The organism is Mycobacterium sherrisii, from assembly GCF_002102355.1.
Classification (GTDB): domain Bacteria; phylum Actinomycetota; class Actinomycetes; order Mycobacteriales; family Mycobacteriaceae; genus Mycobacterium; species Mycobacterium sherrisii.
Window position 1 is genome coordinate 65,424 of record NZ_LQPT01000040.1, and the last position, 24,245, is coordinate 89,668.

General features: G+C 65.3%; 19 protein-coding genes and 1 pseudogene. 10 read left to right on the forward strand and 10 right to left on the reverse strand.

The genetic code is table 11. The features are described 5' to 3' along the window. Positions 1 to 108 precede the first annotated feature (108 nt). Both AWC25_RS07400 and AWC25_RS07405 read right to left on the reverse strand, forming a co-directional pair. Positions 109 to 1,074 carry a histone deacetylase family protein gene (locus tag AWC25_RS07400; RefSeq protein WP_085166561.1) on the reverse strand — a complete coding sequence of 322 codons (966 nt, stop codon included), beginning with the start codon at positions 1,072 to 1,074 and terminating at the stop codon, positions 109 to 111. Between the two features lie 119 nt (positions 1,075 to 1,193). After that, entirely contained in the window at positions 1,194 to 2,366 is a 1,173-nt protein-coding gene (locus tag AWC25_RS07405; protein WP_069400858.1) for a glycerate kinase, read from the reverse strand. Positions 2,367 to 2,696: 330 nt separating this feature from the next. On the opposite strand from AWC25_RS07405, the gene AWC25_RS07410 reads away from it, so the two are divergent. From AWC25_RS07410 to AWC25_RS07425, 4 genes are read left to right on the forward strand one after another with little or no spacing between them, the layout of a single operon-like run. Beyond that, positions 2,697 to 3,554 carry a hydroxypyruvate isomerase family protein gene (locus AWC25_RS07410; RefSeq protein ID WP_085166562.1) on the forward strand — a complete coding sequence of 286 codons (858 nt, stop codon included), beginning with the start codon at positions 2,697 to 2,699 and terminating at the stop codon, positions 3,552 to 3,554. Continuing rightward, complete coding sequence (locus AWC25_RS07415; protein WP_244899471.1) at positions 3,518 to 4,444, forward strand: 2-hydroxy-3-oxopropionate reductase; 927 nt, start codon at positions 3,518 to 3,520, stop codon at positions 4,442 to 4,444. The genes AWC25_RS07410 and AWC25_RS07415 overlap by 37 nt, the downstream gene beginning before the upstream one ends. Next, on the forward strand, positions 4,441 to 6,234 hold the full coding sequence (gene gcl / locus AWC25_RS07420; protein ID WP_069400855.1) for a glyoxylate carboligase: 1,794 nt from the start codon (positions 4,441 to 4,443) through the stop codon (positions 6,232 to 6,234). Before AWC25_RS07415 ends, gcl begins: the two co-directional genes overlap by 4 nt. 26 nt (positions 6,235 to 6,260) lie before the next feature. Next, entirely contained in the window at positions 6,261 to 7,028 is a 768-nt protein-coding gene (locus AWC25_RS07425; protein WP_069400854.1) for an IclR family transcriptional regulator, read from the forward strand. A 6-nt stretch (positions 7,029 to 7,034) separates the two neighbouring features. Here the strand turns inward: AWC25_RS07425 and AWC25_RS07430 are convergent, their stop codons facing one another. The 3 genes and pseudogenes from AWC25_RS07430 to AWC25_RS07440 form a co-directional block, all read right to left on the reverse strand. After that, positions 7,035 to 7,334: a PE family protein gene (locus tag AWC25_RS07430; protein ID WP_069400853.1), complete on the reverse strand. Its 300-nt coding sequence runs from the start codon at positions 7,332 to 7,334 to the stop codon at positions 7,035 to 7,037. Positions 7,335 to 7,415: 81 nt separating this feature from the next. Further along, positions 7,416 to 8,540, reverse strand: a pseudogene (gene pyk / locus AWC25_RS07435) (pyruvate kinase); the annotation flags it as partial. Between the two features lie 34 nt (positions 8,541 to 8,574). Further along, positions 8,575 to 9,600 (reverse strand): 2-dehydropantoate 2-reductase, encoded by a 1,026-nt coding sequence (locus AWC25_RS07440; RefSeq protein ID WP_069400852.1) that lies wholly within the window; start codon positions 9,598 to 9,600, stop codon positions 8,575 to 8,577. A 181-nt stretch (positions 9,601 to 9,781) separates the two neighbouring features. Between AWC25_RS07440 and AWC25_RS07445 the strand changes: the two genes are divergently transcribed. The 5 genes from AWC25_RS07445 (at position 9,782) to AWC25_RS07470 (ending at position 14,899) form a co-directional block, all read left to right on the forward strand. Continuing rightward, a complete protein-coding gene (locus tag AWC25_RS07445; RefSeq protein ID WP_069400851.1) occupies positions 9,782 to 10,873 on the forward strand; it encodes a Re/Si-specific NAD(P)(+) transhydrogenase subunit alpha in 1,092 nt (363 codons plus the stop codon). Beyond that, positions 10,870 to 11,181 carry an NAD(P) transhydrogenase subunit alpha part 2 gene (locus AWC25_RS07450; protein WP_069400850.1) on the forward strand — a complete coding sequence of 104 codons (312 nt, stop codon included), beginning with the start codon at positions 10,870 to 10,872 and terminating at the stop codon, positions 11,179 to 11,181. The genes AWC25_RS07445 and AWC25_RS07450 overlap by 4 nt, the downstream gene beginning before the upstream one ends. Next, a complete protein-coding gene (locus tag AWC25_RS07455; protein ID WP_069400849.1) occupies positions 11,178 to 12,566 on the forward strand; it encodes an NAD(P)(+) transhydrogenase (Re/Si-specific) subunit beta in 1,389 nt (462 codons plus the stop codon). Before AWC25_RS07450 ends, AWC25_RS07455 begins: the two co-directional genes overlap by 4 nt. 96 nt (positions 12,567 to 12,662) lie before the next feature. Then, positions 12,663 to 13,838 carry an NAD-dependent formate dehydrogenase gene (locus AWC25_RS07460; protein WP_069400848.1) on the forward strand — a complete coding sequence of 392 codons (1,176 nt, stop codon included), beginning with the start codon at positions 12,663 to 12,665 and terminating at the stop codon, positions 13,836 to 13,838. 389 nt (positions 13,839 to 14,227) lie between these two features. Then, positions 14,228 to 14,899 carry a GntR family transcriptional regulator gene (locus tag AWC25_RS07470; RefSeq protein ID WP_231382610.1) on the forward strand — a complete coding sequence of 224 codons (672 nt, stop codon included), beginning with the start codon at positions 14,228 to 14,230 and terminating at the stop codon, positions 14,897 to 14,899. On the opposite strand, the gene AWC25_RS07475 is transcribed toward AWC25_RS07470, so the two are convergent. Both AWC25_RS07475 and frc (AWC25_RS07480) read right to left on the reverse strand, forming a co-directional pair. Continuing rightward, the gene (locus AWC25_RS07475) at positions 14,863 to 16,260 is read right to left on the reverse strand and encodes an OFA family MFS transporter (RefSeq protein ID WP_069400846.1); all 1,398 of its coding nucleotides are present in this window, start codon (positions 16,258 to 16,260) and stop codon (positions 14,863 to 14,865) included. The two genes, AWC25_RS07470 and AWC25_RS07475, sit on opposite strands and share 37 nt — an antisense overlap. A gap of 309 nt (positions 16,261 to 16,569) precedes the next feature. Next, positions 16,570 to 17,799 (reverse strand): formyl-CoA transferase, encoded by a 1,230-nt coding sequence (gene frc / locus AWC25_RS07480; protein WP_069400845.1) that lies wholly within the window; start codon positions 17,797 to 17,799, stop codon positions 16,570 to 16,572. 490 nt (positions 17,800 to 18,289) lie between these two features. Here frc (AWC25_RS07480) and AWC25_RS07485 point away from each other — a divergent pair, with 490 nt between their 5' ends. After that, positions 18,290 to 19,633 carry an MFS transporter gene (locus AWC25_RS07485; protein WP_069400911.1) on the forward strand — a complete coding sequence of 448 codons (1,344 nt, stop codon included), beginning with the start codon at positions 18,290 to 18,292 and terminating at the stop codon, positions 19,631 to 19,633. A 286-nt stretch (positions 19,634 to 19,919) separates the two neighbouring features. Here AWC25_RS07485 and frc (AWC25_RS07490) read toward each other — a convergent pair whose 3' ends face one another. From frc (AWC25_RS07490) to AWC25_RS07500, 3 genes are all read right to left on the reverse strand, one after another. Further along, the gene (gene frc, locus AWC25_RS07490) at positions 19,920 to 21,176 is read right to left on the reverse strand and encodes a formyl-CoA transferase (protein ID WP_069400844.1); all 1,257 of its coding nucleotides are present in this window, start codon (positions 21,174 to 21,176) and stop codon (positions 19,920 to 19,922) included. An 80-nt stretch (positions 21,177 to 21,256) separates the two neighbouring features. After that, entirely contained in the window at positions 21,257 to 22,969 is a 1,713-nt protein-coding gene (oxc, locus tag AWC25_RS07495) for an oxalyl-CoA decarboxylase (RefSeq protein WP_142278735.1), read from the reverse strand. 185 nt (positions 22,970 to 23,154) lie between these two features. After that, positions 23,155 to 24,147 carry a LysR family transcriptional regulator gene (locus AWC25_RS07500; RefSeq protein WP_084229366.1) on the reverse strand — a complete coding sequence of 331 codons (993 nt, stop codon included), beginning with the start codon at positions 24,145 to 24,147 and terminating at the stop codon, positions 23,155 to 23,157. Positions 24,148 to 24,245 lie beyond the last annotated feature (98 nt).

A 24,245-nucleotide genomic window follows, 5' to 3' on the forward strand; every position in this document is an offset into this window, starting at 1 on the left:
GCGCCGGACTACGAACACCGCGACGACGGAAAGACCTCGGCTGCGCACGCCGAGCCAGGCGCGCTTACAGGTGCCCAATGCCGAAGACCGCACGGCAGCCGAACTGTCTTACCCCTTCATCAGTTCGCCGACGTGCGCGACGACGGAATCCGCGAGTCCTCGCAAGTCGTAACCCCCCTCGAGGATCGCGACCAGTCTTCCGTCGCAATGCTTTTCGGCGGCGTTCAGCAACTCACGGGTAACCCAGCCGAAGTCGTCGGCGGTCATCGTCAGTGAGCCGAGCGGGTCACGTTCGTGCGCGTCGAATCCCGCCGACACCAGGATCAGCTCCGGAGCGAAGCCCTCGAGGGCGGGCAATATCCGTTGCTGGAATGCCGCACGCAATTGCGCACCGCCGTCGCCGGGGCGCAGCGGTGAGTTGAAGATATTGCCGACCCCCGTTTCGCCGACGGCACCCGTGCCCGGGAAGAGCGGCATTTGGTGGGTAGACGCGTACAGCACGTCGGCGTCGGAGTAGAAGATCTGCTGCGTGCCGTTGCCGTGATGCACGTCGAAATCGACGATCGCAACCCGCTGCACACCATGCTCGCGCTGCGCGTGCCGCGCGCCGATGCTGATGTTGTTGAACAAACAAAAACCCATGGCCCGTTCTGTTTCCGCGTGATGCCCCGGTGGCCGGCACGCCACGAACGCGTTTTGCACGCGGCCGGTCAACACGCTATCGATCGCCTGCAGCGTGCCGCCCACTCCGCGCAGCACCACCTCCCAGGTCGACGGCTCCATCATGGTGTCGCCGCCATCGAGGTACACATAGCCCCCCGCGCCCCCCGCGCCCCCCGTACCCTCGGCGCCCTCCGCCGGGCGAGCGGCTTCGAGCTCGTCGACGTAGCGGTTGGAATGCACGTAGCGTGTCGTCGCCAGGTCGGCAATCTCCGCACGCTCGCGCACCAGGGTGTCGAATTGCGGCTGGCGCAGCGCCGCTTCCACCACGCGGTAACGGTCCGGACGTTCCGGATGTCCCCCCGCCGTTCGATGCTTGGCGAAGCTCGGATGGTCCAGCAACAGGGTGGGCATTGGGTGGACCTCCTTCGGTCACGAACTGCCGACAGCGCAGCGGTGTGCGGTCCGGATCGGCTACGCAGCCGATGCTAGTGTGCGGTGTTCCGACGCCCCAGCGTGATTGATTTTAGATATCAAACCGACGGTCCGCGTTCGGCGAACGAATGCGGCTGCGCCTGCCAGGACCGGGTGCTGTCCCGGATCAGTTGCTCGGTCACCCGGATCAGCAGTTCGGCGGCGTTGGCCGTGCAACGCGTCAGATCCGGCTCCACTTCGTTGAGCGTGCGCACGGCGCCGAAACCCGCGGTGCGGGCCTGGGCGCCGGTCAAGCTCGAGATCCCGGCGACGGCGAAGGTCGGGATACCGTGCGCGTGCGCGTGGCGGGAAACGCCCACCGGCGCCTTGCCGCGCAACGACTGGTGGTCGAGGGACCCCTCCCCGGTGATGACCATGATGGCGCCCAACAACTTTCGATCGAGCTCGACCAGGTCGAGGATCATGTCGATGCCGGGTTTCATCTGGGCGCCCAGCACGGCCAGCGCGCCGAATCCCACCCCGCCCGCGGCACCGGCGCCCGGCGCATTCCGGCGGTCATCGCCGGTCACCCGTGCCACCAGGTCCGCCCAGTGCGTCAGGCCGCGGTCCAGTTCGGCGATCTGATCGGCGCTGACGCCTTTTTGTGGTCCGTAGACGGCGGCGGCGCCGAGCGGCCCGCACAGCGGGCTGTCCACGTCGGCGGCCAGCGTGACGGTGGCCGTGCTCAGACCCGGATGCAGCCGGCTCACATCGAGACGGGCAGCATCGGCCAACCCCTGTCCGCCGGATGCGATCGGAACGCCGTGGCGATCCTGCACCTCGGCGCCCAGCGCCATCAGCATCCCCACACCGCCGTCAGTACTGGCGCTGCCGCCCACCGTGATCACCAGATCACGGCATCCGTCGTCGAGCGCCTGGGCGATCACCTGCCCCAACCCGTAGCTCGTCGCCGTCATCGGCGCCATCGTGTCGCCCGGAAGTCGCTGCAGGCCACAGATATCGGCCATCTCGATGACCGCTCGCCCATCCTTGCGGGCATACCCGGTACGCACGGGAGCACCGGTCGGACCACTCGCCTCCGCGTCGACCGGCTCGAATCCGGCCGCCACGACCGCGCTCAGCGTGCCTTCTCCCCCATCCGCGACGGGGCAGACGATCGGCGTCAGTTCCGGGTTGGCCCGATTCACCCCCTGGGCCATTGCCCCCGCGGCCTGCTCGGCCGTCAACGAGCCCTTGAACTTGTCTGGCGCCAGCACGATGTTGCCCCGCATCAGGAGACCATCCCATCAAGGTTGAGCCGCAAGCAGACATTCCGTCAGACGGAATCTGACTTCCGTCTGAACAAACCTGACATACCCGCAGAATTGGTGTCAAAAGTTTCTTAGCCGACACCCGGCCTCCCATCCAAACTGCTTATCAAAGACGACAATTGGCGTTGTCGGCAGCGCGGCCGGAGTTGACAGCAATAGTGGTATCGCCTTGACTAATTCCGTATTCCGATGCGGCGATTCCGCATCGCGGAACCACGCTCTTTCGTGACGTGCGGCGGGCCCGTTCAGGGGGCACGCCGGCTCCTCGCGGTCTAAGCAGGAAAGGACAGCATGGCTACTGCGACCTATACGGTGAACTGCTCGATCCTCTTCACCGACCTACCCGTACTGGAACGGCCGGCCGCCGCGCGGGCGGCAGGCTTTGAGGCAGTGGAATTTTGGTGGCCGTTCATCGAAGCGACACCGCCTGAGGCCGACGTCACGGCCTTCATCCGCGCCATCGAAGAGGCCGGCGTGCAGTTGTCCGGTCTGAACTTCTTTGCCGGTTACATGGCCGGCGGCGACCGGGGCGTTCTGTCCGATCCCGCCCTGACCACCGAATTCCGCGACAACGTGCGGGTGGCGGTCAGCATCGCCGAAGCCCTGGGCACCCAAGCCTTCAATGCCTTGTACGGCAACCGGATTGAAGGTGTGGCCCCCGACGTTCAAGACGACGTGGCGGCCAAGAACATCGCCTACGCCGCGCAGGCCGCGCAGCGTATCGGCGCGACGGTGCTCATCGAGCCGGTCAGCGGTGCGCCGCTCTACCCGCTCAAGACCGCCGCCGACGCCGTTGGCGTCATCGACCGCGTCAACGCGGAGGCCGGCACCACCAATCTGCGCCTCCTGGCGGACTTTTATCACCTGTATGTCAACAACGACGATGTGGTCGCGGCGGTGCAAAGCCACCGGGACCTGATCGGGCACATCCAAATCGCCGACGCCCCCGGACGCGGCGAGCCCGGCACCGGCGAGATCCCGCTGGGCGAGTACTTCGAAGTCCTGGGGTCGGAGTACGGCGGCTACATCGGCTTGGAATACAAGCCCTCTCGGGAGGACACCTTCGACTGGTTGCCGACCTCCGAACGGGGGCGCGGCGGCTTCAACGTCGAATCACTGAACACACTAACAGGAACGAGGAATCGGTGAGCACGATCGCATTTATCGGGCTAGGCATCATGGGCAACCCGATGGCCTGCCACTTCGCCCGCGCGGGACACACGGTCATTGGCTACAACCGCTCGCCGGGCCGGGCCGCGGCGCTGATCGAGGCGGGCGGTACGGAGGCGGACTCGATCGCCGAGGCGGTCAAGAACGCCGACGTGGTGGCCGTCATGGTGCCCGACTCGCCCGACGTCCAAGCCGTATTACTCTCCGAAGGAGGGGTTTTCGCCAACGCCCGGCCCGGGACGCTGGTGATCGACTTCTCCTCGATCCGGCCCGACATCACCGCGCAACTGGCTAAGGAAGCCACCGAACGCGGGTTGCGCCTCATCGACGCGCCGGTGTCCGGTGGTGAGGCCGGCGCCAAGAACGCGACGCTGTCGATCATGGTCGGGGCGACCGACGAGGACTTCGCCGCCGCCAAACCCTTCCTCGAGGTCGTCGGCAAGACGGTCGTGCATGTCGGCCCCAACGGGGCGGGCCAGACCGTCAAGGCCGCCAACCAGCTGATCGTGGCGGGCAACATCGAGCTGCTGGCCGAGGCGATCAACTTCCTGCGCGCCTACGGGGTCGACCTGGAGGCGGCCGTCAAGGTGCTCGGTGGCGGCCTGGCCGGCTCGGCGGTGCTTGACCAGAAGGCGTCAAAGATGTTGGCGCGCAACTTCGATCCCGGCTTCCGGATCGAACTGCACCACAAGGACATGGGTATCGTCACCAGCGCGGCCCGGGAGGCCGGCGCGGCGATCCCACTCGGTGCCGTCGTCGCACAGCTGATGGCGTCGGCCCTGGCCAACGGTGACGGGTCGCTCGACCACTCCGGCCTGTTGCGCGGTGTGGAGCGCCTGTCCGGACACACCGAAGGTGGCACCCAATGACCCGGATGCGTACCGTCGACGCGGCGGTGAAGATCCTCGAAATCGAGGGTGCGACCAAACTATTCGGCCTGCCCGGCGCGGCGATCAACCCGTTCTACTCGGCGATGCGGGCCCACGGCGGAATCCAGCACGTGCTGGCGCGCCACGTCGAGGGCGCCAGCCACATGGCCGAGGGATACACCCGCGCGGCACCGGGCAACATCGGTGTGTGCATCGGCACCTCGGGCCCCGCGGGTACCGACATGATCACCGGTTTGTATTCGGCCAGCGCGGATTCCATCCCGATCCTGGCCATCACCGGCCAGGCCCCGGTGAACAAGTTGCACAAAGAGGACTTTCAGGCGGTCGACATCGCCTCGATCGCGGCGCCCGTGACGAAGATGGCGATGACGGTTCTGGAACCGGGGCAGGTTCCCGGAGCCTTCGCCCAGGCGTTTCATCTGATGCGCTCGGGCCGTCCCGGTCCGGTGCTGATCGACCTGCCGATCGACGTGCAGCTGGCCGAAATCGACTTCGACCCAGAGGCTTACGCTCCCCTGCCGGTCTACAAGCCCTCGGCCACCGCGGCGCAAATCAGCAAAGCCCTCGATATGCTGTGCAGCGCCCAACGCCCGCTGATCATCGCCGGCGGCGGCATCATCAACGCCGACGCCTCGGCACTGCTGATCGAGCTGGCCGAAGTGCTCAACGTCCCGGTGGTGCCGACGCTGATGGGCTGGGGAACCATTCCCGACGATCACCGGCTGGCCGCGGGCATGGTCGGGTTGCAGACCGCGCACCGGTATGGCAACGCCACGTTGCTCGAATCGGATTTCGTCATGGGTATCGGCAACCGGTGGGCCAACCGGCACACCGGCGGGCTCGAGACCTACCGCCGGGGTCGGCGGTTCGTCCACATCGACATCGAGCCGACCCAGATCGGCCGAGTGTTCTCCCCAGACTTCGGCATCGTCTCCGATGCCAAGGCGGCGCTGGAACTACTCGTCGCCGCGGCCCGTGAGCGCCGCAGCGCCGGTAGCCTGCCGGACTTCACGGACTGGGTGAGCGGTTGCCAGGAACGCAAGCGCACGATGCACCGCAAGACCCACTTCGACGACATCCCGATCAAGCCGCAACGCGTCTACGAAGAGATGAACCGGGCGTTCGGCCGGGATGCGCGGTACGTCACGGCCATTGGTCTGTCCCAGATCGCAGGCGGTCAATTCCTGCAGGTGTTCAAGCCGCGGCATTGGATCAACTGCGGCCAGGCCGGACCCCTGGGGTGGACGGTGCCCGCCGCGCTCGGCGTGGTGGCCGCCGATCCGTCGGCCACGGTGGTGGGGCTGTCGGGTGACTACGATTTCCAGTTCCTGATCGAAGAGCTCGCCGTCGGCGCGCAGTTCAATCTGCCCTACGTCCACGTCGTGGTGAACAACTCCTACCTGGGGTTGATCCGGCAGGCGCAGCTCAACTTCGACATGAACTACTTCGTTTCGCTGGCGTTCGATAACATCAATGCCCAGGAGTCGGAAGACACCGACCTACCAAAGGGCTATGGAGTCGATCATCGTCGCGTGGTGGAAGGGTTGGGCTGCAAAGCGATTCAGGTCTCTGACCCCGACCAGATCGCACCGGCGCTGGCTCGCGCCCAGCAACTCGCGCGTGAGCACAAGGTTCCGGTGGTGGTCGAGATCTTCCTGGAGCGCATCACGAACATCGCGATGGGCACCGACATCGACAAGATCACCGAGCACAATGAACTGGCGGCCACCCTCGATGATTCGCCCACTGCAGCAATGTTGTTCGACTAGTTCATCGCCCGCTAGACCGTGACCCGATGAGCGAAGACGACCGCCGGAGCGGGGTTCAGTCAGTAGAGCGGGCTTTCGGGGTGCTGGAGATCCTGGCCGCCATGGGCGGGACAGGGGCACTAGGTGAACTTGCGGCACGCGCTCATCTGCCGCAACCCACCATGCACCGTTTGGTGCGGACCCTGCTGAGCATGGGGTATCTACGGCAGCTGCCCAACCGGCATTATTCGTTGGGGCCGAAGCTGATCCGCCTGGGCGAGAGTGCCGGCGAGCTGATCGGCATGTGGTCCCGGCCGCACCTCGGCGAGCTGGTGGAACGCACCGGCGAGACGGCGAACATGGCGGTGATGGACAACGACATGGCCGTCTACGTCGCTCAGGTCCCGTCCCCCCATTCCATGCGGATGTTCACCGAGGTCGGCCGGCGCGTCTACCTGCATTGCACGGGGGTGGGTAAAGCGCTGCTGATGCAGCTGCCCGACGACGCATTGCGTGCCCTGGTGGCGCGCACCGGGATGCCGGCGGCCACCGAGAACTCGCACACCACCCCCGACGGGTTGCTGCAAGACATCACGTTGTGCCGGGCCCGTGGCTACGCGGTCGACGAGGGCGAGCAGGAAATCGGTGTGCGGTGTTTTGCCGTGCCGGTGCCCGACGCCCCGTCACTGACCGCGATATCGATCTCGGGTCCCGCGGTGCGGGTCACCCTGACGTCCGCGCCCACGATCACGCCGTTGTTGAAGCGCGTCGCCCACGACATCTCCTCGACGTTCCACAACGGCGCCGCCTGCTAACGCGGCTCACTCGGTAGCGGCGGCGTTGGCGGCCTCGGTCGCGGCATACGAATTCGCGCTGGCCGCCATGGTTTTGACCAGGCTGTCATGGACGGCCGAGGCTTGCGCGCTAACCGCCTGATACATGTGCGCCTGCATGCGCAACTGTGCCGCGAGCAGTTGCGACACCTCGTCCGCGGCCGCGGGAACCACACCTGACGTGGGTCCCGCCGCCGCGGCGTTCTGGGCGTCCATCGCCGCCCCGACGGCGCCCAGCTGCGAAGCCGCCCCTGCCAAAGCCTCAGGATCGACGTTGACGAATGACATGTGCTGTTCTCCCTGGGGTCGAAACGGTCAGCCGTAGACGCGGCTGGCGGCAGCGTTGCCGCCGAGGTGGGCGTAGCGCTCGGCGACCGCCCGGAGTCGCCGCCGTACCACCCGGGCCGCAGCCAGGATCACCTCGCCGGGGAAATCCCGGCGTTGCTCGTTGCGGCCGGCCCAGTACGGGGCTTCGCCGCGGTCGATCGCGGCTTCGGCCTCTTCGACGATGCGTGCCATCGTGGCCACGGTGTGGGCGGGATAGGCGCCGACACTGGTTTCGGCGGACAACATTACGGCGCCCGCGCCGTCGAGCACCGCGTTGGCGACGTCGGAGACCTCGGCCCGGGTCGGCCGGCGGTCGGAAACCATCGAGTCGAGCATGTGCGTGGCCACGATGACCGGCTTGTCCGCGTCGCGGCACAGCCGTATCACTCGCTTTTGGACCAGCGGAATCTGTTCCAACGGCATCTCCACACCCAGGTCACCGCGGGCCACCATCACGCCGTCGAACGCGGCGACGATCGCCGGCAGGCACGAAACGGCCTCCGGCTTCTCCAGTTTCGCGATCACCGGCACCCGCCGGCCGACCTCGGTCATCACGTCGTGAGCCAGTTCGACCTCCTCGGGAGCGCGCACGAATGACATGGCGACCATGTCCACGCCGAGCTGCAGTGCGAACTTCAGATCGGCAATGTCCTTGTCGGACAAGGTCGGAGCGCTCACGGCGATGCCGGGCAGCGAGATGCCCTTGTTGTCACTCACCGGCCCGCCGTGGATGACCTCGCACCCGATGTCGGCCCCGTTGACTTCCACCACCGCCAGGTCGATCCGGCCGTCGTCGACGAGCAGCCGGTCGCCGGTTTTCACGTCCGCGCAAAGACCCCCGTAGGTGGTGGAGACGCGGTCGTGATCGCCCGGGCAGGTGTCGGTGGTGATCGAAACTTTCTCACCGGCACTCCAGACCACCGGCCCGTTGGCGAACCGGCCCAACCGGATCTTGGGTCCCTGCAGGTCCGCCAGCACTTGAACGGTGCGGCCGCGGCTGGCCGCGATCTCGCGGACCAGATCGTACAAGGCCGAGTGCTCGGCGTGGGTGGCGTGGCTGAAATTCAAACGCGCAACGTCCATTCCGGCGTCGATGAGTTCGGCCAGACGGGGAGCGGTCGCGGTGGCGGGTCCGAGTGTGCAAACGATCTTGGTGGTGCGCATCAAAGGTGTCCTTTCCCTTAGCGTCCCTTAGCGTCCCTTAGCGCAACGCCGCTTGTGGTTGTTGTTGCACGATCCCGTCACCGGGTGAGGGGGCCACCCCGCAGGTACGCGCGAGGAGACCGGTGGCCGCGTGGACGGTGCGCAGCGTGGGGGCGGGCGCCTTGGTCAGGTCGGCGAGTTCCACCACCGCGGAGACGATCGCGTCGAGCTCCAGCTGCTTGCCCGCTTCCAGGTCTTGCAGCATGGAAGTCTTGTGATGGCCGACGTTTTCGGCACCCCGCAGCCTCTTCTCGATCGAGATGTCGGGCGTGCAGCCCAATCTGGCCGCGATGTCCAGCGTCTCCTCCATCAGCTGGATCACCACCTGGCGCGTGTTGGGGTCCTGGCACATTTCGACCATCGTGGCTCTGGTCAACGCGCTGAGCGGATTGAAGGCCACGTTGCCCATCAACTTGATCCAGATGTCGTCGCGCAAGTTCGTTTCCACCGGGCATTTCAGGCCGCCGGCAATCATCGCCTCGCTCAGCGCTGTGCACCGCTCGGACAGTTCGCCGGAGGGTTCGCCGATGGAAAATCGAGTCCCCTCGAGGTGGCGGACCACGCCGGGCTCGTCGAGAACCGTCGCCGGGTAGACCACGCAGCCGATTGCCCGCTCCGGCGCCAAGACGGCACTGGTGGCGCCGCCCGGATCGACCGCTTCGATGCGGTGTCCCTCGAACGGGCCCGCCAACCGGTAGAAGTACCACCACGGAATTCCGTTCTGCGCGGCGACAACCGCCGTATTCGGTCCCATCAACGGCTCCACCAACGGACCGCAGGTGGGATAGCTGTGTGCTTTGAGCCCCAAGAAGATGTAGTCGACCGGCCCCACCTCCGCTGGGGAGTCCGTGACGTGAGGATGAGCTACGAAGTCGCCGCGCGGGCTCAGTACGCGTACTCCGTTTTTCTGCATGGCTCGCAGGTTGTCGTTTCGCGCGATCAGGTGAACGTCAGCACCACCGCGGTGCAACGCGGCGCCCCAATATGCCCCGATCGCTCCGGCTCCTACGACTGCAATTCTCATGAATTCTCCTCTGCATCCGGCATACATTGAGTCGCTCTACGACTATGGCCAGGCTAAAACATTATTGCATACAGTATGCGATCCTTGTATGTTGTAGCCATCGCGCTCTCGGCGGGAGGCCGGGATGGCACCGCGCCCGGGCGCGTCGTACGTGCCTTTCGGCCAATCAAGAAAGAGGAATATGCCTGCGATAGGAGTGCCTCGCGAAATCACCGATGGCGAAAGCCGAGTCGCCCTGGTACCCGCCGTCGTCGAACGCTTGCGGGGTGCCGGCCACGAACTCATCGTCGAGACGGGCGCAGGTGAGGGAGCGTTGTTCCACGACGAGGACTACAAAAAGGCCGGCGCCGTCATCGGCGACCCGTGGTCGGCCGACGTAGTGGTCAAGGTGAATCCGCCGACCGAGACCGAGATCAGCCGGATGAAGCAGGGCGCCTACCTGATTGGGTTCCTCGCGCCCCGCACCCGGCCCGAGGTCGGTGCGCAACTGCGACGCGCCGGGGTCACGGGCTTCGCCATGGAGGCGGTCCCCCGGATCTCTCGCGCACAGACCATGGACGCGCTATCTTCCCAAGCCAACGTCGCGGGATACCAGGCGGTGCTGTGTGCCGCGCAGTGTTTGACCCGCTTCGTCCCGATGATGACCACGGCCGCCGGAACAGTTAAGCCGGCAACGGCCTTGGTGCTCGGCGTCGGGGTGGCCGGGCTGCAGGCACTGGCCACGGCGAAGCGACTCGGCGCCCGCACCACCGGTTTCGATGTGCGTCCCGAGGTTGCTGACCAGGTCCGCTCGCTGGGCGCCAAGTGGCTGGACCTCGGTGTCACCGCGGCGGGCGAGGGCGGGTACGCCCGCGCGCTGACGCCCGAGGAACAGGCCGACCAGCAACGCCGGCTCACCGAGGCGATCCCCGGCTTCGACGTGGTCATCACCACGGCCCTGGTCCCCGGCAGTCCCGCACCCCGACTGGTCACCGCCGAAGCGGTACGCCAAATGCGTAGCGGCAGCGTCGTGGTCGACCTGGCCGGCGAGGCAGGCGGCAACTGTGAACTCACCGTGCCGGGCGAAACGGTACGGCGACACGACGTGACAATCTGTGCGCCACTGAACCTTCCGGCGACCATGCCCGAACACGCCAGCGAACTCTATGCGCGCAACATTCAGGCCCTGCTGGAGCACATGCTCAGCGGCACGGGCACCCCCGACCTCGCTGACGAAATCCTGGACGCTTGCTGCGTCACCAAGTCCGACAACGAACGCACGGAGACCCGATGACACTCGTGGCCAACCTCGCGATCCTGACGCTGGCCGGCTTTGTCGGCTTCGCCGTGATATCGAAGGTTCCCAACACCTTGCACACTCCATTAATGTCTGGTACCAACGCAATTCACGGCATCGTGCTGCTTGCCGGCCTGGTACTACTGGGCCAGTCGGCCACCGACGCGTTCGACCGAGTGTTGCTGGTCATCGCGATCGCTTTCGGCGCGATCAACGTCGTAGGTGGATTCCTCGTTACCGATCGCATGCTCAGCATGTTCAAGAAGAAGCCCACCGCTCAGGCTGGAAAGGTTGCGTCTTCGTGAATGACGTTATCGCCGTTCTCTATATCGTTGCGTTCGCCCTGTTCATTCTGGGCCTGTCGGGTCTGACCGGTCCGCGGACGGCGGCGCGCGGCAACCTCATCGCCGCCGTGGGCATGACGATCGCGATCGTGGCGACCTTGCTGACCCCGGGCACCACCAACTGGTTACTCATCGCACTCGGCCTGATCCTCGGGACGCTGGTCGGCGTGCCCGCGGCCCAGCGGGTCAAGATGACCGCGATGCCTCAGATGGTGGCGCTGTTCAACGGCGTCGGCGGCGGCGCGGTGGCCCTGGTCTCGTGGGTGGAGTTCCGCGACAGTCACTGCTACGCCGCGGTGCCGGCCTACGTCGCGACCGCGTCGCTGTTTGCCGCGATTGTCGGTTCGCTGTCGTTCTGGGGATCGTTGATCGCATTCGGCAAACTGCAAGAAGTCTTGCCCGGCAGGCCCATTGGCGTGGGCCGGGCCCAGCAGCCGCTCAACCTGCTGCTGCTGGTCGCCGCCGTGGGATGCGCGGGGGCGATCGGATTCGGTCAGCGCGGGCAGCTGCTGTTCATCGGTGTGCTGGTCTTCGCGGCGGTGCTCGGCTTCATGGTGGTGCTGCCGATCGGCGGCGCGGACATGCCGGTGGTGATCTCGTTGCTCAACGCGCTCACCGGACTTTCGGCGGCGGCAACCGGGCTAGCCCTGGACAACACGGCGCTGATCGTGGCGGGCATGATCGTCGGGGCCTCGGGCACCATCTTGACCAACCTGATGGCCAAGGCGATGAACCGGTCGATTCCGGCCATCGTCGCCGGCGGATTCGGCGCCTCCGGCGCCGGCGCGGCGGGCGGGGAGGCCACCGGCGACCAGACCGTGCGCCAGACCAGCGCCGCCGACGCCGCCTTGCAGATGGGCTATGCCAGCCAGGTGATCATCGTGCCCGGTTACGGCATGGCGGTGGCACAAGCCCAGCACGCGGTGCGCGAGATGGCCGGGCTGCTCGAGGAACGCGGCGTGGAGGTCCGCCACGCCATCCATCCCGTGGCCGGCCGCATGCCCGGGCACATGAATGTGTTGCTCGCCGAGGCCGACGTGCCCTACGAACACCTCAAGGAGATGGACGAGATCAACGGCGAGTTCAGCCGTGCCGACGTCGCTCTGGTGATCGGGGCCAACGACGTGACAAACCCAGCGGCACGGTCGAATCCGGCCTCCCCGATCTATGGCATGCCGATCTTGGACGTCGACCAGGCCAAGTCCGTCATCGTATTGAAGCGATCCATGAATCCCGGATTCGCCGGCATCGAGAACGAACTGTATTTCAACGAGAAAACTTCGATGCTGTTCGGTGACGCGAAATCCTCGGTTGCCGAAATCACCGAGGAGCTAAAGGTTTTGTGAATCAACGGCGCGCGCAGCCGCAGATACTTGACCACCACGTCAGCGTGGCGGCAAGAAAAGAGCCGAGCATCGGCGGATGAAAGGAATCGAATTTCTATGTCAAAAGTGGTGTGCGTCCTTTACGACGACCCAGTAACCGGATATCCCAGCGAGTATCCGCGCGACGGTCTGCCCGCTCTGGAGCGTTACCCGGACGGGCAAACGTTGCCTACCCCGGAGGCCATCGACTTCACCCCGGGTACGTTGCTGGGCAGCGTCTCCGGCGAGTTGGGGCTGCGCCCCTACCTGGAGAGCCTCGGTCACGAGTTGATCGTGACCTCGGACAAGGACGGCGAGAACTCGGAGTTCGACAAGCACCTCGCGGACGCCGAAATCGTTATCTCGCAGCCCTTTTGGCCCGCCTACCTGACCGCCGAGCGGATCGCGCGCGCGCCCAAGCTGAAGCTGGCGGTCACCGCGGGTATCGGTTCGGACCACTACGACCTTGACGCGGCCATCGAGGCGGGCATCACGGTCGCCGAGGTCACCTTCTGCAACAGCATCAGCGTCGCCGAGCACGTCGTGATGATGATCCTCTCGCAGGTCCGCAACTACCTGCCGTCCTACAAGTGGGTCATCGACGGCGGCTGGAACATCGCCGACTGCGTGCAGCGGTCGTACGACCTAGAGGGAATGCACGTCGGCACCATCGCGGCCGGCCGGATCGGGCTGGCGGTGCTGCGGCGGCTGGCGCCGTTCGACGTGCACCTGCACTACACCGACAAGCACCGGCTGCCCGCCGAGGTGGAAAAGGAACTGAACCTGACCTTCCACCCCAGCGTCCAGGACATGGTCCCGCACCTCGACGTGGTGACCATCAACGCGCCGCTGCACCCCGAGACCCGCGGGCTGTTCAACGAAGAGCTGATCGGCACCATGAAGCGGGGCGCCTACCTCATCAACACGGCGCGCGCGCTGATCTGCGACCGCGATGCCGTCAAGCGGGCGCTGGAAAGCGGCCAACTGGCCGGCTACGCCGGGGATGTCTGGTTCCCCCAGCCGGCACCGGCCGACCACCCGTGGCGCACCATGCCCCACCACGGCATGACGCCGCACATCTCGGGTTCCACGCTGTCGGCGCAGACTCGGTACGCGGCCGGCACCCGGGAAATCCTGGAGTGCTACTTCAACGGCAACCCGATTCGCGACGAGTACCTCATCGTCGACGGCGGCGCGCTGGCCGGTGTCGGGGCACGCTCCTACACCGCGACCGCCAAGTCCGGCGCGGCCTAGGACGAATTGTCCTCTGGCATCCAGCTAATGCCGACGGCGCCGGTTGAGACGGTGCCGAAGTTGACGGGGTTGGCGAGCAGATCGATCGCTCGCCAGCCCCGTTTTTTTGCCGGGACCCACGTCCACGGGCGCGCCCGGCGGCCGCAGCGGCTGCACAGCGGCCCGAATTCCGCGCCGGTCAGCAAACCCCATGGACCCGGCCGGGTTTATTGCATCTCGTATGCACACTTGGCGTCGCCAGCGTTTTTGGTGGGAAACTGCTGCGCATTTCACAGTGTCAAAGGCCGACGATGGAACGGACCGGATTGTATGCTGTCTACGAAAAACATCGAATGGGGAGTGAATAATTCATGGTCACCACCGGCGCGCGAAATGGGGCGGGGTCGCGAATGAGGCTGGAGCGTCCGGCGCCGTTGCGGGAGGCCGCCTACGAGGCGCTGATGGAGCTGATCATCACGCGTGAGCTGCGCCCCGGACAGCATCTGGTCGAAAACGAGTTGGCCGCTCAACTGGGTGTGAGCCGGCAACCCATTCGAGAGGCCTTGCAGCGCTTGCAAAGCGAGGGCTGGGTCGACCTCCGTCCGGCGCTGGGCGCGTTCGTGCACGTCCCCACCGACGCAGAGGCGGACGAGCTGTTGAGCGTACGCACCTTGCTGGAAGCCGAGTCGGCCCGGTTAGCCGCGCGCGGTGCCAAACCGGCCGAGGTGGAGCGGTTGTGGGAGCTGCACCAAACCGGCGAAAAGGCACTCGCCGGCGGTGACAAGGAAGCCCTTGTCACCGCCAACGATGCCTTTCACTCCCATATTGTTGCGATGTCGGCCAATAGCGTCCTGGCGAACCTCATCGGCCAGGTCGGCCGCCGGGTCCGGTGGTACTACCAGCCGATCGCGCTATCCCGCGGCAAAGACGCGTGGGATGAACACGCCGAGCTGATCGAGGCCATCTCCGCACGCAGTGGCAAGCGTGCCGCGGACCTCATGCGACGCCACACCGAACGCACCCGCGAGATCTACCATCAGCGCCGTCAGGAGGCCGCTGATGGCGCCGAGGGCGTGGCCTGACCGACGACGTCGGAGACCGAGACATCCTTCGCCCGGCGTCCCGGCTGCCGCAACATCGCCGCGGTGAGAGCCGACAGCAGCGCGCTGGCCGCGGCCACCCAGTAGGCGCCGGTGTAACCCCACGCGTCAATCACGCTGGCACCCACGCCAATTCCCAGGATTGAGCCGACGAGCTTGGCGCTGTAGACGATGCCGTAGTTACTCGCGTTGTTGTTCTCCCCGAAGTAGTCGGTGGTCAGGGTGGCGAACAGCGGGTAGAAAGCACCGCCACCGAATCCGACCAGTACGGCGAAGAAGATGAACAAGATCTCGTTCTTGGCAAGCCCGGTGTAGAGCAGCCCGATCAGCGCGACGACGGACACCAGCAGCACCACCAACAGCGTCTGCTTACGGCCGATGCGGTCCGAGATGGCCCCGGTCGCCGCGCGGCCCACCCCATTGATGATCGAGAGGGCGCCCGCCGAGGAGGCCACGATCATCGCCCCGAAGCCGAGGTGCTTGGCGAACGGAACCATGTAGCTGATGCCGAACAGCGAGACGCCGGTGGTGATGCCCAGCGACAACCACATCAACGGCAGCTGGCCGGTCTTGATGGCCTCCACCGGACCGTACTGCCGGGCGGCCGGCGGGTTCTTCTGCAGGCTCTTGAGGCTCGAAGTCGCGGCGGCAGCGGCGTGCTGCAGCGGGTCGACATCCGCCGGCCACCAGTTCTTCGGCGGGTCCTGGAAGTAGTAGCCACATACCCCTACGACCACCAGCATGAAGGCCCCGACCAAGTCGAGTACCCATACGTAGGTGTTGGGGTGCAGCGCGTAGCTGAAGATGAAGATGAAAGGCACTGCGCCGTAAGCGAACCCGCCGCAAACGAAGCCGGTCTTCGCGCCACGCTTCTCCGGGTACCACTTACCGACGATGGTGATACCCGTCGAGTACACCAAACCGACGCCGCAGCCGCCACACAACGCGAACCCGAGGTAGGCGACCACCAAGTTGCTGCTGTGCGCCACGGTGATGAATCCCAGCGCCGACAAGACGGCAGCGGCGATCATCGTGGACCTGGCCGAGGTGATGCCCTTTTCCCTCAGCCGGCCGGCGGGATAGGCGACCGCTGCCTGGAAGACGGCCCAGACCGACAGCAGCCAAAAGGTTTCGGACAGGCTCCAGTGATGGGCATGACGCAGCGTATCGGCGGCGGCACCGTAACCGTACTCGAAGACGCTGACGGCCATCATCGCGATCCATGGCAGCCACACCATGGTCACCCGCGATCTACCGAGCAGTTCACGGTCGGTCTCGCCGATGCGATAGACGCGACCATTATCATCGACGACCTCGCGATAGGTTGCGAGAGTTGAAGACATCATTGACTCACTTTCTGAGAATGGACAGGAGGGGAGCACTCGACGGCCGCGTGCGCCGAACGACAGGGCCGCCGAGTCGATAGCATTCTGATGTCATGCGCGCCAGCGCCTATGGCGGTGCGCGCCCGGTGGTTTCGCGCGCACTTCGCACTCGGTACACCCCGCGGGGCGCGCACCACCGCAGCCGGCCAGCGATGAGCCATCTCGGTGCCTCACCGAGTTGCACGCGGTCAACTCCCACAACCGGGTCCTTTTTCGCCGAGCCAGTGGATCTCTAGATGCGTCTCGCGTCCCCGTCAGCTCGCGCGCTCAGACCACTCCCGCGCTTCTGAACTGCTCTACTTCCTCTGGCGAATAGCCGAGCTCCATGCAGATTTGCTGGGTGTGCTCCCCCAGCAGCGGCGGCCGCTCGATGTCGACGGGCGAGTCGGACAGCCGGAGCGGGCTGCCAACGGTCTTGAAGCTGCCACGCTCGGGATGCTCGACGCTGACGATCGTGCCGAGCTCGGTCAGGTTCTGGTCCTCGATGAGCTCCTTGGTGCCCAACACCGGACCGCAAGGAACGTTGATCGAGTTGAGTGCCTCCATCGCCTCGAACTTGCTGTGCCGCTGACTCCAGTCCTCGATGAGAGCAAAGACCTTGTCCAGCTTGGGCAGTCGGTCCTCGGGGGAATCCCAATCCGGATGTTCGGCGAGGTCGGGCCGTCCGATCAGACGTGCGAGCGGCGCCCACACCGCGGGCTGGATGATGACGTAAAGGTAGTCGTTGGGTCCATCGCCCTTGGTGCGCACCGCCCAGCCCGGCTGTCCCCCGCCGGACGCGTTACCCGCCCGCGGTACCTCGTCGCCAAAGTGCTCGTTGGGGTATTCGTGTAGCGGGCCGTGCGAGAGTCGCTGTTGGTCACGAAGTTTCACCCGGCAGAGGTTGAGCACGGCGGCTTGCATCGCAACCTCGACACGTTGTCCGCGGCCGGTGTTGGTGCGCTGCAACAGCGCGGCCAGAATGGCGGCGACGAGGTGAATCCCCGTGCCGGAGTCGCCAATCTGCGCGCCCGTAGCAGTGGGCGGGCCGTCTTCGAAACCCGTTGTCGCCATTGCACCGCCCATCGCCTGAGCGATGATTTCGTAAGCCTTAAAGTCGAAGTACTTACCCGGCCCGAATCCTTTGATCGACGCGTAGATCAAGCCCGGGTTGATTTCTTGTAGCCGCTCCCAACTGAAGCCGAAGCGGTCCACGACGCCTGGACCAAAGTTTTCCACCAAAACATCGGATCGAGCTACCAATCTGCTGAAGATTTCCTGTCCGTCTTCGCTTTTCATGTTCACGGTCACGCTGCGCTTGTTGCAGTTGAGCATCGTGAAATAGAGACTGTCGACGTCCGGGATGTCGCGAAGCTGGCTGCGAGTGATGTCCCCGCCCTTGGGTGTTTCGAGCTTGATGACGTCGGCGCCGAGCCAGGCAAGCATCTGCGTCGCAGACGGGCCCGACTGAACATGCGTCATGTCCAGGACTCGGACGCCGTCTAATGCCTTACCCATGAGATCTCCCTGAGAATTGTCGTGACAGGCGCGGAATGTGTAGCCCTCCACGCCGATTAAGCCGCCGCGCGTTGTGGTCTCGGGTGTCCCATGACGGGGATGCAATGCCCACCATTACCTCAACTTTCCGGGGCCTTTTCGCCCGGACCGCTACGCAGCGGAAGACTCCGAAGCAGTGACCGGGCTGCTGCAACGGCCGGGATTCGATTGTGCCTACTGCAGATTGTATACCGTATACGACAGGTGTCACGAAAACTCGCCCAATTGTCTAGGCCTAGCAACCACCCCCGCGGGGCCGCGAGTTCCCGGCCGCCGATTGAATGTCCGTGCCGGGCAGAGAATTAGCCGGACAAACTTCTTTGCCGAATAGCGTCGCGCCGGGGCGTGACACCGCCGACGGACTCGCCGCCGCTCGCATACCCATCTCCCCCTAGACACGCGCGGGTTAACCGGAGTACAAAGTGTATACAGTATGCAGGAGGAGACCATGATGACCACTGGAGATGGACTCTCGGTCCTTCAGATCAGAGCGCACGGGTGCTCGTACCGGATCGGCGAGCGACCACATGACATCATGGCCCGCTCCCGCAGCTGGATGCTCTGGCTGCCCTGGACGGCGATGGCCGCCATCAGCGTGCTCCAATTCGGCTATGGGGTGGCGGTGGTAGCGATGCAGCAGCCGGATCACCCCGTCACCGCCGGCGCCTTCTGGGTGTTGGCCCTATGGGTCGTTTTTCAGGCGGCCGCGTCCGCGGCCACCCCACCGCTGCGGCGACGCCTGGGCATCGGTCCGTCGACGGCGATGCTGATCGGCGCCGACCTGGCGGCCATGGGCCCATTGACCCTGTCGTGGACGGGTGATCTCGGGTTTACCACGCTCGGCTACTCGGTGCTGTCCGGCACTGGTGCCGGAATCGTTTATGCCACTTGTCTTTCCACTGTCGCGCGCTGGTATCCCGAGCAGCGCGGTGCAAAGGTCTCGCTGGTGTCCGGCGCCTTTGGTGGCGGCGCGGTCCCGTTCGTCATGTTGTTCGCACTGGTGCTGCACCCGCACAACCTCGACGCGGTGTTCACGGCGATCGGGCTGTGCGTGCTCGTCGTTGTGACGGTGTGCGGCGCCCTTTTTCAGGAGCCGCCGCCCTACTGGTGGCCGATCGAAGTCGACCCGAGACGCTGGGTCGTCGACAAACGGGTGAACCGCAGCCTGTTGGGCAATGCCCCGGCGATTCGGCAGTACTCACCCCTTGAGACGGCACGCACGCGCGCATTCCTGCTCACCTACCTCATTGCGGTGGTTGCCTCGGCGGCGGCGCTGCTGACCATCGTCTACATCCCCAGCATCGCGATCGCGCACGGTCTGCCGCTCGCCGTCGGCGCCGCCGCCGTTGCGGTGCTGGCACTGGTCAACGGCGGCGGACGGGGTCTTGCCAGCCATTACTCGGACCGATTCGGCCGGCGTCAGACGTTGAGCCTGGCGTTGCTGGCCGAGGGCATCGCCCTGTTGGGGCTGGCGTACTCGGCATCGACGGGTTCGTCCGCCGGGCTGATCGCGTTCGCCGCACTCGGCGGCTTGGCCGGCGGTGCCTTCTATTCGCTGTTCATCAATCTGGTCGCCGACTACTTCGGCGAGCACAGCGCGGTCGCCAACTTCGGGCTTGTCTACAGCGCCAAGATATTCGGCGGCCTGATCGGGGTGGGGCTGCCCGCGCTGTTGATTCCATCCGGCCGGCTGGACCTGGCACTGGTGGTCGGCGGTCTGATCTGCCTGTGCACCGCCATCGCGCCGCGACGGTTGCAGCGGCCCGGTTACCCCGTCTGCCGGCTGCCGAACTAGCCGCGCGAAATACCGACCCGTAACGGAGCGTGGCCCCGGGGATTCTGTTCCCCGGGGCCACGCTCCGTTCGCCGTCAAGGTCATCCGTCAAGGTTCGCGTCAGGTGGGGGCATAGCGCGCCGGGCGCAGGGGTGCCCGAGCAACCCTTCGACCACGGCAGGGACCATGGCAGGGACCACCGACACGGGCCACCAAGAGAGATGGCCCCAGGGAATAGATCCCTGGGGCCATCCCCGCCGCGACCCGGCGATTTGGGGAGCGCACCAAGTGCACGGCGATATTTCCGTTAGACTACGACCGAGCTCTTCCGCAGCGCGGCGATGGCGTCAGCGTCATAACCCAACTCGGCCAGCACCTCGTCGGTGTGCTCGCCCAGCAGCGGCGCACCCTTGATCTCGGGCTTGAAGGAAGAGAACTTGATCGGGCATCCGACCGTGAGGTACGTCCCACGGCCCTTCTGCTCGACCTCGACGACACTGCCACTCTTGCGCAGATCGGGATCCACGGCGATCTCTTTCATCGAAAAGACTGGCGCACAAGGCACTTCCCACTTACGCAGGATGTCGACGGCCTCGTACTTCGTCTTGTCGGCGAGCCACTTCTCGATCTCGGCGAAGATGTCGAAGATCTTGTCCTGGCGAGCCAGCGCGGTGCTGTAGCCCGGGTCCTCGGCCCACTCCGGGCGCCCGATGGCCTCGGCCGTCCGCTTCCAGTTCTGCTCCTGGATGGTGAAGTAGATGTAGGCGTTCGGGTCGGACTCCCAGCCCTTGCACTTGAGCACCCAGCCCGGCTGGCCGCCGCCGCCGGCGTTTCCGCCGCGGGGCACCGCGTCACCGAACGTGCCGTTCGGGTACTGCGGGTACTCCTCGAGGTAGCCGACGCGCTCGAGGCGCTGCTGGTCGCGCAGCTTGACCCGGCACAGGTTCAGCACGGAGTCCTGCATCGAGGCCGAGACCTTCTGGCCCTTGCCGGTCTTGTCCCGCTGGATCAGCGCGGTCAGAATGCCGATCAGCAGGTGCATTCCGGTGTTCGAGTCGCCCAGCGCTGCACCGCTGACGGTCGGCGGGCCGTCCCAGAAGCCCGTGGTCGAAGCGGCACCGCCGGCGCACTGCGCGACGTTCTCGTAGACCTTGAGGTCGTTCCATGACGAGTCGTCGTTGAAGCCCTTGACCGAACCGAAGATCAGTCGCGGGTTCCAGGACTGCAGTTTGTCCCAGGACAGGCCCATGCGATCCATCGCACCGGGGGCGAAGTTCTCCACCAGCACGTCGGCCTGGCGGACCAGCTTCTCCATCACCTCGAGGCCCTCGGGCGACTTCGTGTCGATCGCCAGCGAGCGCTTGTTGCTGTTGAGCATGGTGAAGTACAAAGCGTCGAGTTCGGGTATGTCCCGCAGCTGATTACGCGTGACATCACCACCACTCGTCCGCTCGACCTTGAGGACGTCTGCTCCAAACCACGCGAGCATCTGGGTGCAAGCAGGCCCCGCCTGGACGCCGGTGAAGTCGATGACCTTGATCCCGGACAAAGGCAGTTCGGCCATATCGGATTTCCTTTCTTTTCTGTGCTTTCCAGTTACCTTGTGTCGACGACCTGATCGGTAGGCCGACATGCCAACGCATTTCAGCCCTTGTTGGTGATCCCCTTCGGGTTGAGGTGAGCGATGTTGCCGCTCTCGGTTCCATCGGACGGGTCGATCAAGCAGTCGATCAGGGCCGGCCGGCCGGACGCCAACGCTTCGCGAAGCGCCGCGGCAACTTCTTCGGGCGTTTCGGCGCGGTAACCCGTTCCGCCGAACGCCTTGATCATGAACTCGTGGTGCGCCTGCAGCGACGTAGGAGCCGGATCGTCCTGGGAGCCGGATGCCTCATCGCCGCGGTAGACACCGCTGTTGTTCAGGATGACCGTGACGATGGGGAGGTTGTAACGGCAGATGGTCTCCAATTCCATTCCGCTGAAACCGAAGGCGCTGTCGCCCTCGATCGCCACCACCGGCTCACCGGTCTCCGCGGCCGCCGCGATCGCATAACCCATACCGATGCCCATCACGCCCCACGTTCCGCTGTCCAACCGGCGCCGCGGCCGGTACATGCCGATCGTGTTGCGCGCCAGGTCTAAAGCGTTGGCCCCCTCATTGACCAGGCAGACTTGTGGGTTGTCGTGCAGCACATCGCGGATGGCCTGCAGGGCACCCAGGAATTTCATCGGGTGGGCTTCCCGTGCGGCGGCGAGGCGGTCGGTCATCTTGGCGATGTTCTGCTTGGCCTTGCCGGACAGCTCTTCCCGCCATTGTGCCGAGGTGCTGATCTGACCGGGCTTGGACCGCTCCAGCAGCGCCTGCATCACCGAGCCGATGTCACCGACCAGTGGGGCAGCAATCGGCTGGTTGCTGTCCATTTCGCTGGCCTCGATGTCGATCTGGATGAACTTGGCGTCGGGGTTCCATTGCGGCGCATCGCCGTGTCCGAGCAGCCAGTTCAACCGCGCACCAACCAGCAAGACGACGTCGGCACGGCGCAGCGCCAACGACCGCGAGGTCGCCACCGATTGCGGGTGGTCGTCGGGCAGCAGCCCTTTGGCCATCGACATCGGCAAGTACGGCGCTCCGGTGCTCTCCACGAATTCCTTGATCTGCTCGTCGGCCTGGGCGTACGCGGCGCCCTTACCGAGAACGATCAGCGGGCGCTCGGCGCCGGCGAGCAGCTCGATCGCCGCGTCCACCGACTCCACGTTCGGCAATTGCTTTGGAGCAAGATCGACCACGCGCCACAATGTTTGGGCAGCAGCCTTCGCGTCGATGACCTCGCCCAGCACGGCGGCCGGGATGTCGAGGTAGACCCCGCCGGGACGCCCCGATGCCGCGGTGCGCAACGCCCGGGCGACACCGCGGCCGATGTCCTGGGCGCGGGATACTCGGTAGGCCGCCTTCACGAAGGGACGAGCTGCCGCCAGCTGGTCCATCTCTTCGTAGTCGCCACGCTGTAGGTCGACGAGATGCCGTTCGCTCGAACCCGAAATCTGCACCATGGGAAAGCAGTTCGTGGTGGCGTTCGCCAGCGCGACGAGTCCGTTGAGAAAGCCGGGCGCCGAAACCGTCAGGCAGATCCCGGGCTTTTGAGTCAGGAAGCCGGCCGCCGCGGCGGCGTGTCCGGCAGCGCTCTCATGACGGAAGCCTATGTAGCGGATACCCGATGCCTGTGCGGTGCGCGCCAAGTCGGTAATGGGAATACCGACGAGCCCATAGATCGTATGAACGTCGTTGAGCCGAAGCGCGTCGACCACCAAATGAATTCCATCGGTGAGACCCCCGGCATCCTGCGCGTCGGTGTCTTCGATGGTAGCCGCCGTCGTCACGAGCAACCTTTCCGGCAGTACATGCCTTTTTCGTATTGTGTTACTGCTCTTTACTTTTCCCTAGCCTGGACCAGGCGTCCAAGACCTAGTGGTACTCAACCGATAAGCGGGACTTATCACGGTCCGAAACCGCCCGGATTGGTCTGACACCGACCACCGCGGCGGGATCAGGCCACATAGGATTCCCTCGCCGGTGCGCTCGCTGCCACCGCATCCAGATTCGGATCGAATTCACCGCCTACCTCGCGACCACCGAAACCGAACTCTTCGGGCCCCAACGGAGATCCGACCGCGACGTTCAAGAACGCCCTGGCCGCAGACGAACCCGGCGCCGAAGCATGGATGGCTATTGAGACCTGGGTCCGTTGTTCGGGTTCGACCAAACGCAATCCCCGCAATGCGCCGGTCACCGGCATTGCCCGAAACCAGGTGTGCGGCACGATGCCTGCCCATGCGCCCGTGGCGACGTGAGCGTACAGCGACGCCATCGAGTCGGTCTCGACCTGCGGCACCACCGTCGCGCCCACGTTTGCAAACGCGTCGTCGATGAACTGGCGGAAGCCGACTTCCGGTGCGGGTAGCGCGAGCGGCACCTGGGCCGCCTCCGACCACGTGATGGTCCCCGACGCCGGGGCAAGCTGCTTTCCCGAGGCCAGCAACACGCACTGTTCCTCGTAGAGCGGCACCAGCTCGAGACCGGAATGGTCGCGTTCGTCGAAATGTCCAATGGCGGCGTCGAGCTCGAAATTGCGAATCTGGCGCACCAATTCCGTTGTCGGCAAATGTGATCGGACTTTCACCCGGGCCAGCGGGTGTAACGAGCAAAAGGTGGCAATCGGCAGGGCCGCCGTCGTCAACACCGTGGCTCCCGCTCCCAGCCGCAACACACCCGAAATGCCGGACCGCAGCGCGGCCGCTTCGGCCACCAGGCCATCGTGCACCGCAAGCACTTTTTTCGCCCAGACCACCAGGCGCTCGCCCTCCACCGTCAGGCCCTCGAAGTTGCGCCCACGATTGATCAGCGTGACGTTGAGCTCGCGTTCGAGTTTCGCGATGGATGCCGACAACGCGGGCTGGGAGACGTAACAGGCCTCGGCCGCGCGGGCGAAGTGTCGTTCTCTTGCGACCGCGACGAAGTACTCCAGTTGACGTAGCAGCACCGGGCCTCCTCCTTGCCTGCCAACCGCGCCGAAAGCCCCCACATTCACGAATTCGGGACTGTATGCAGTATGCATTATGCAGTAGACTAGCAGTTGTT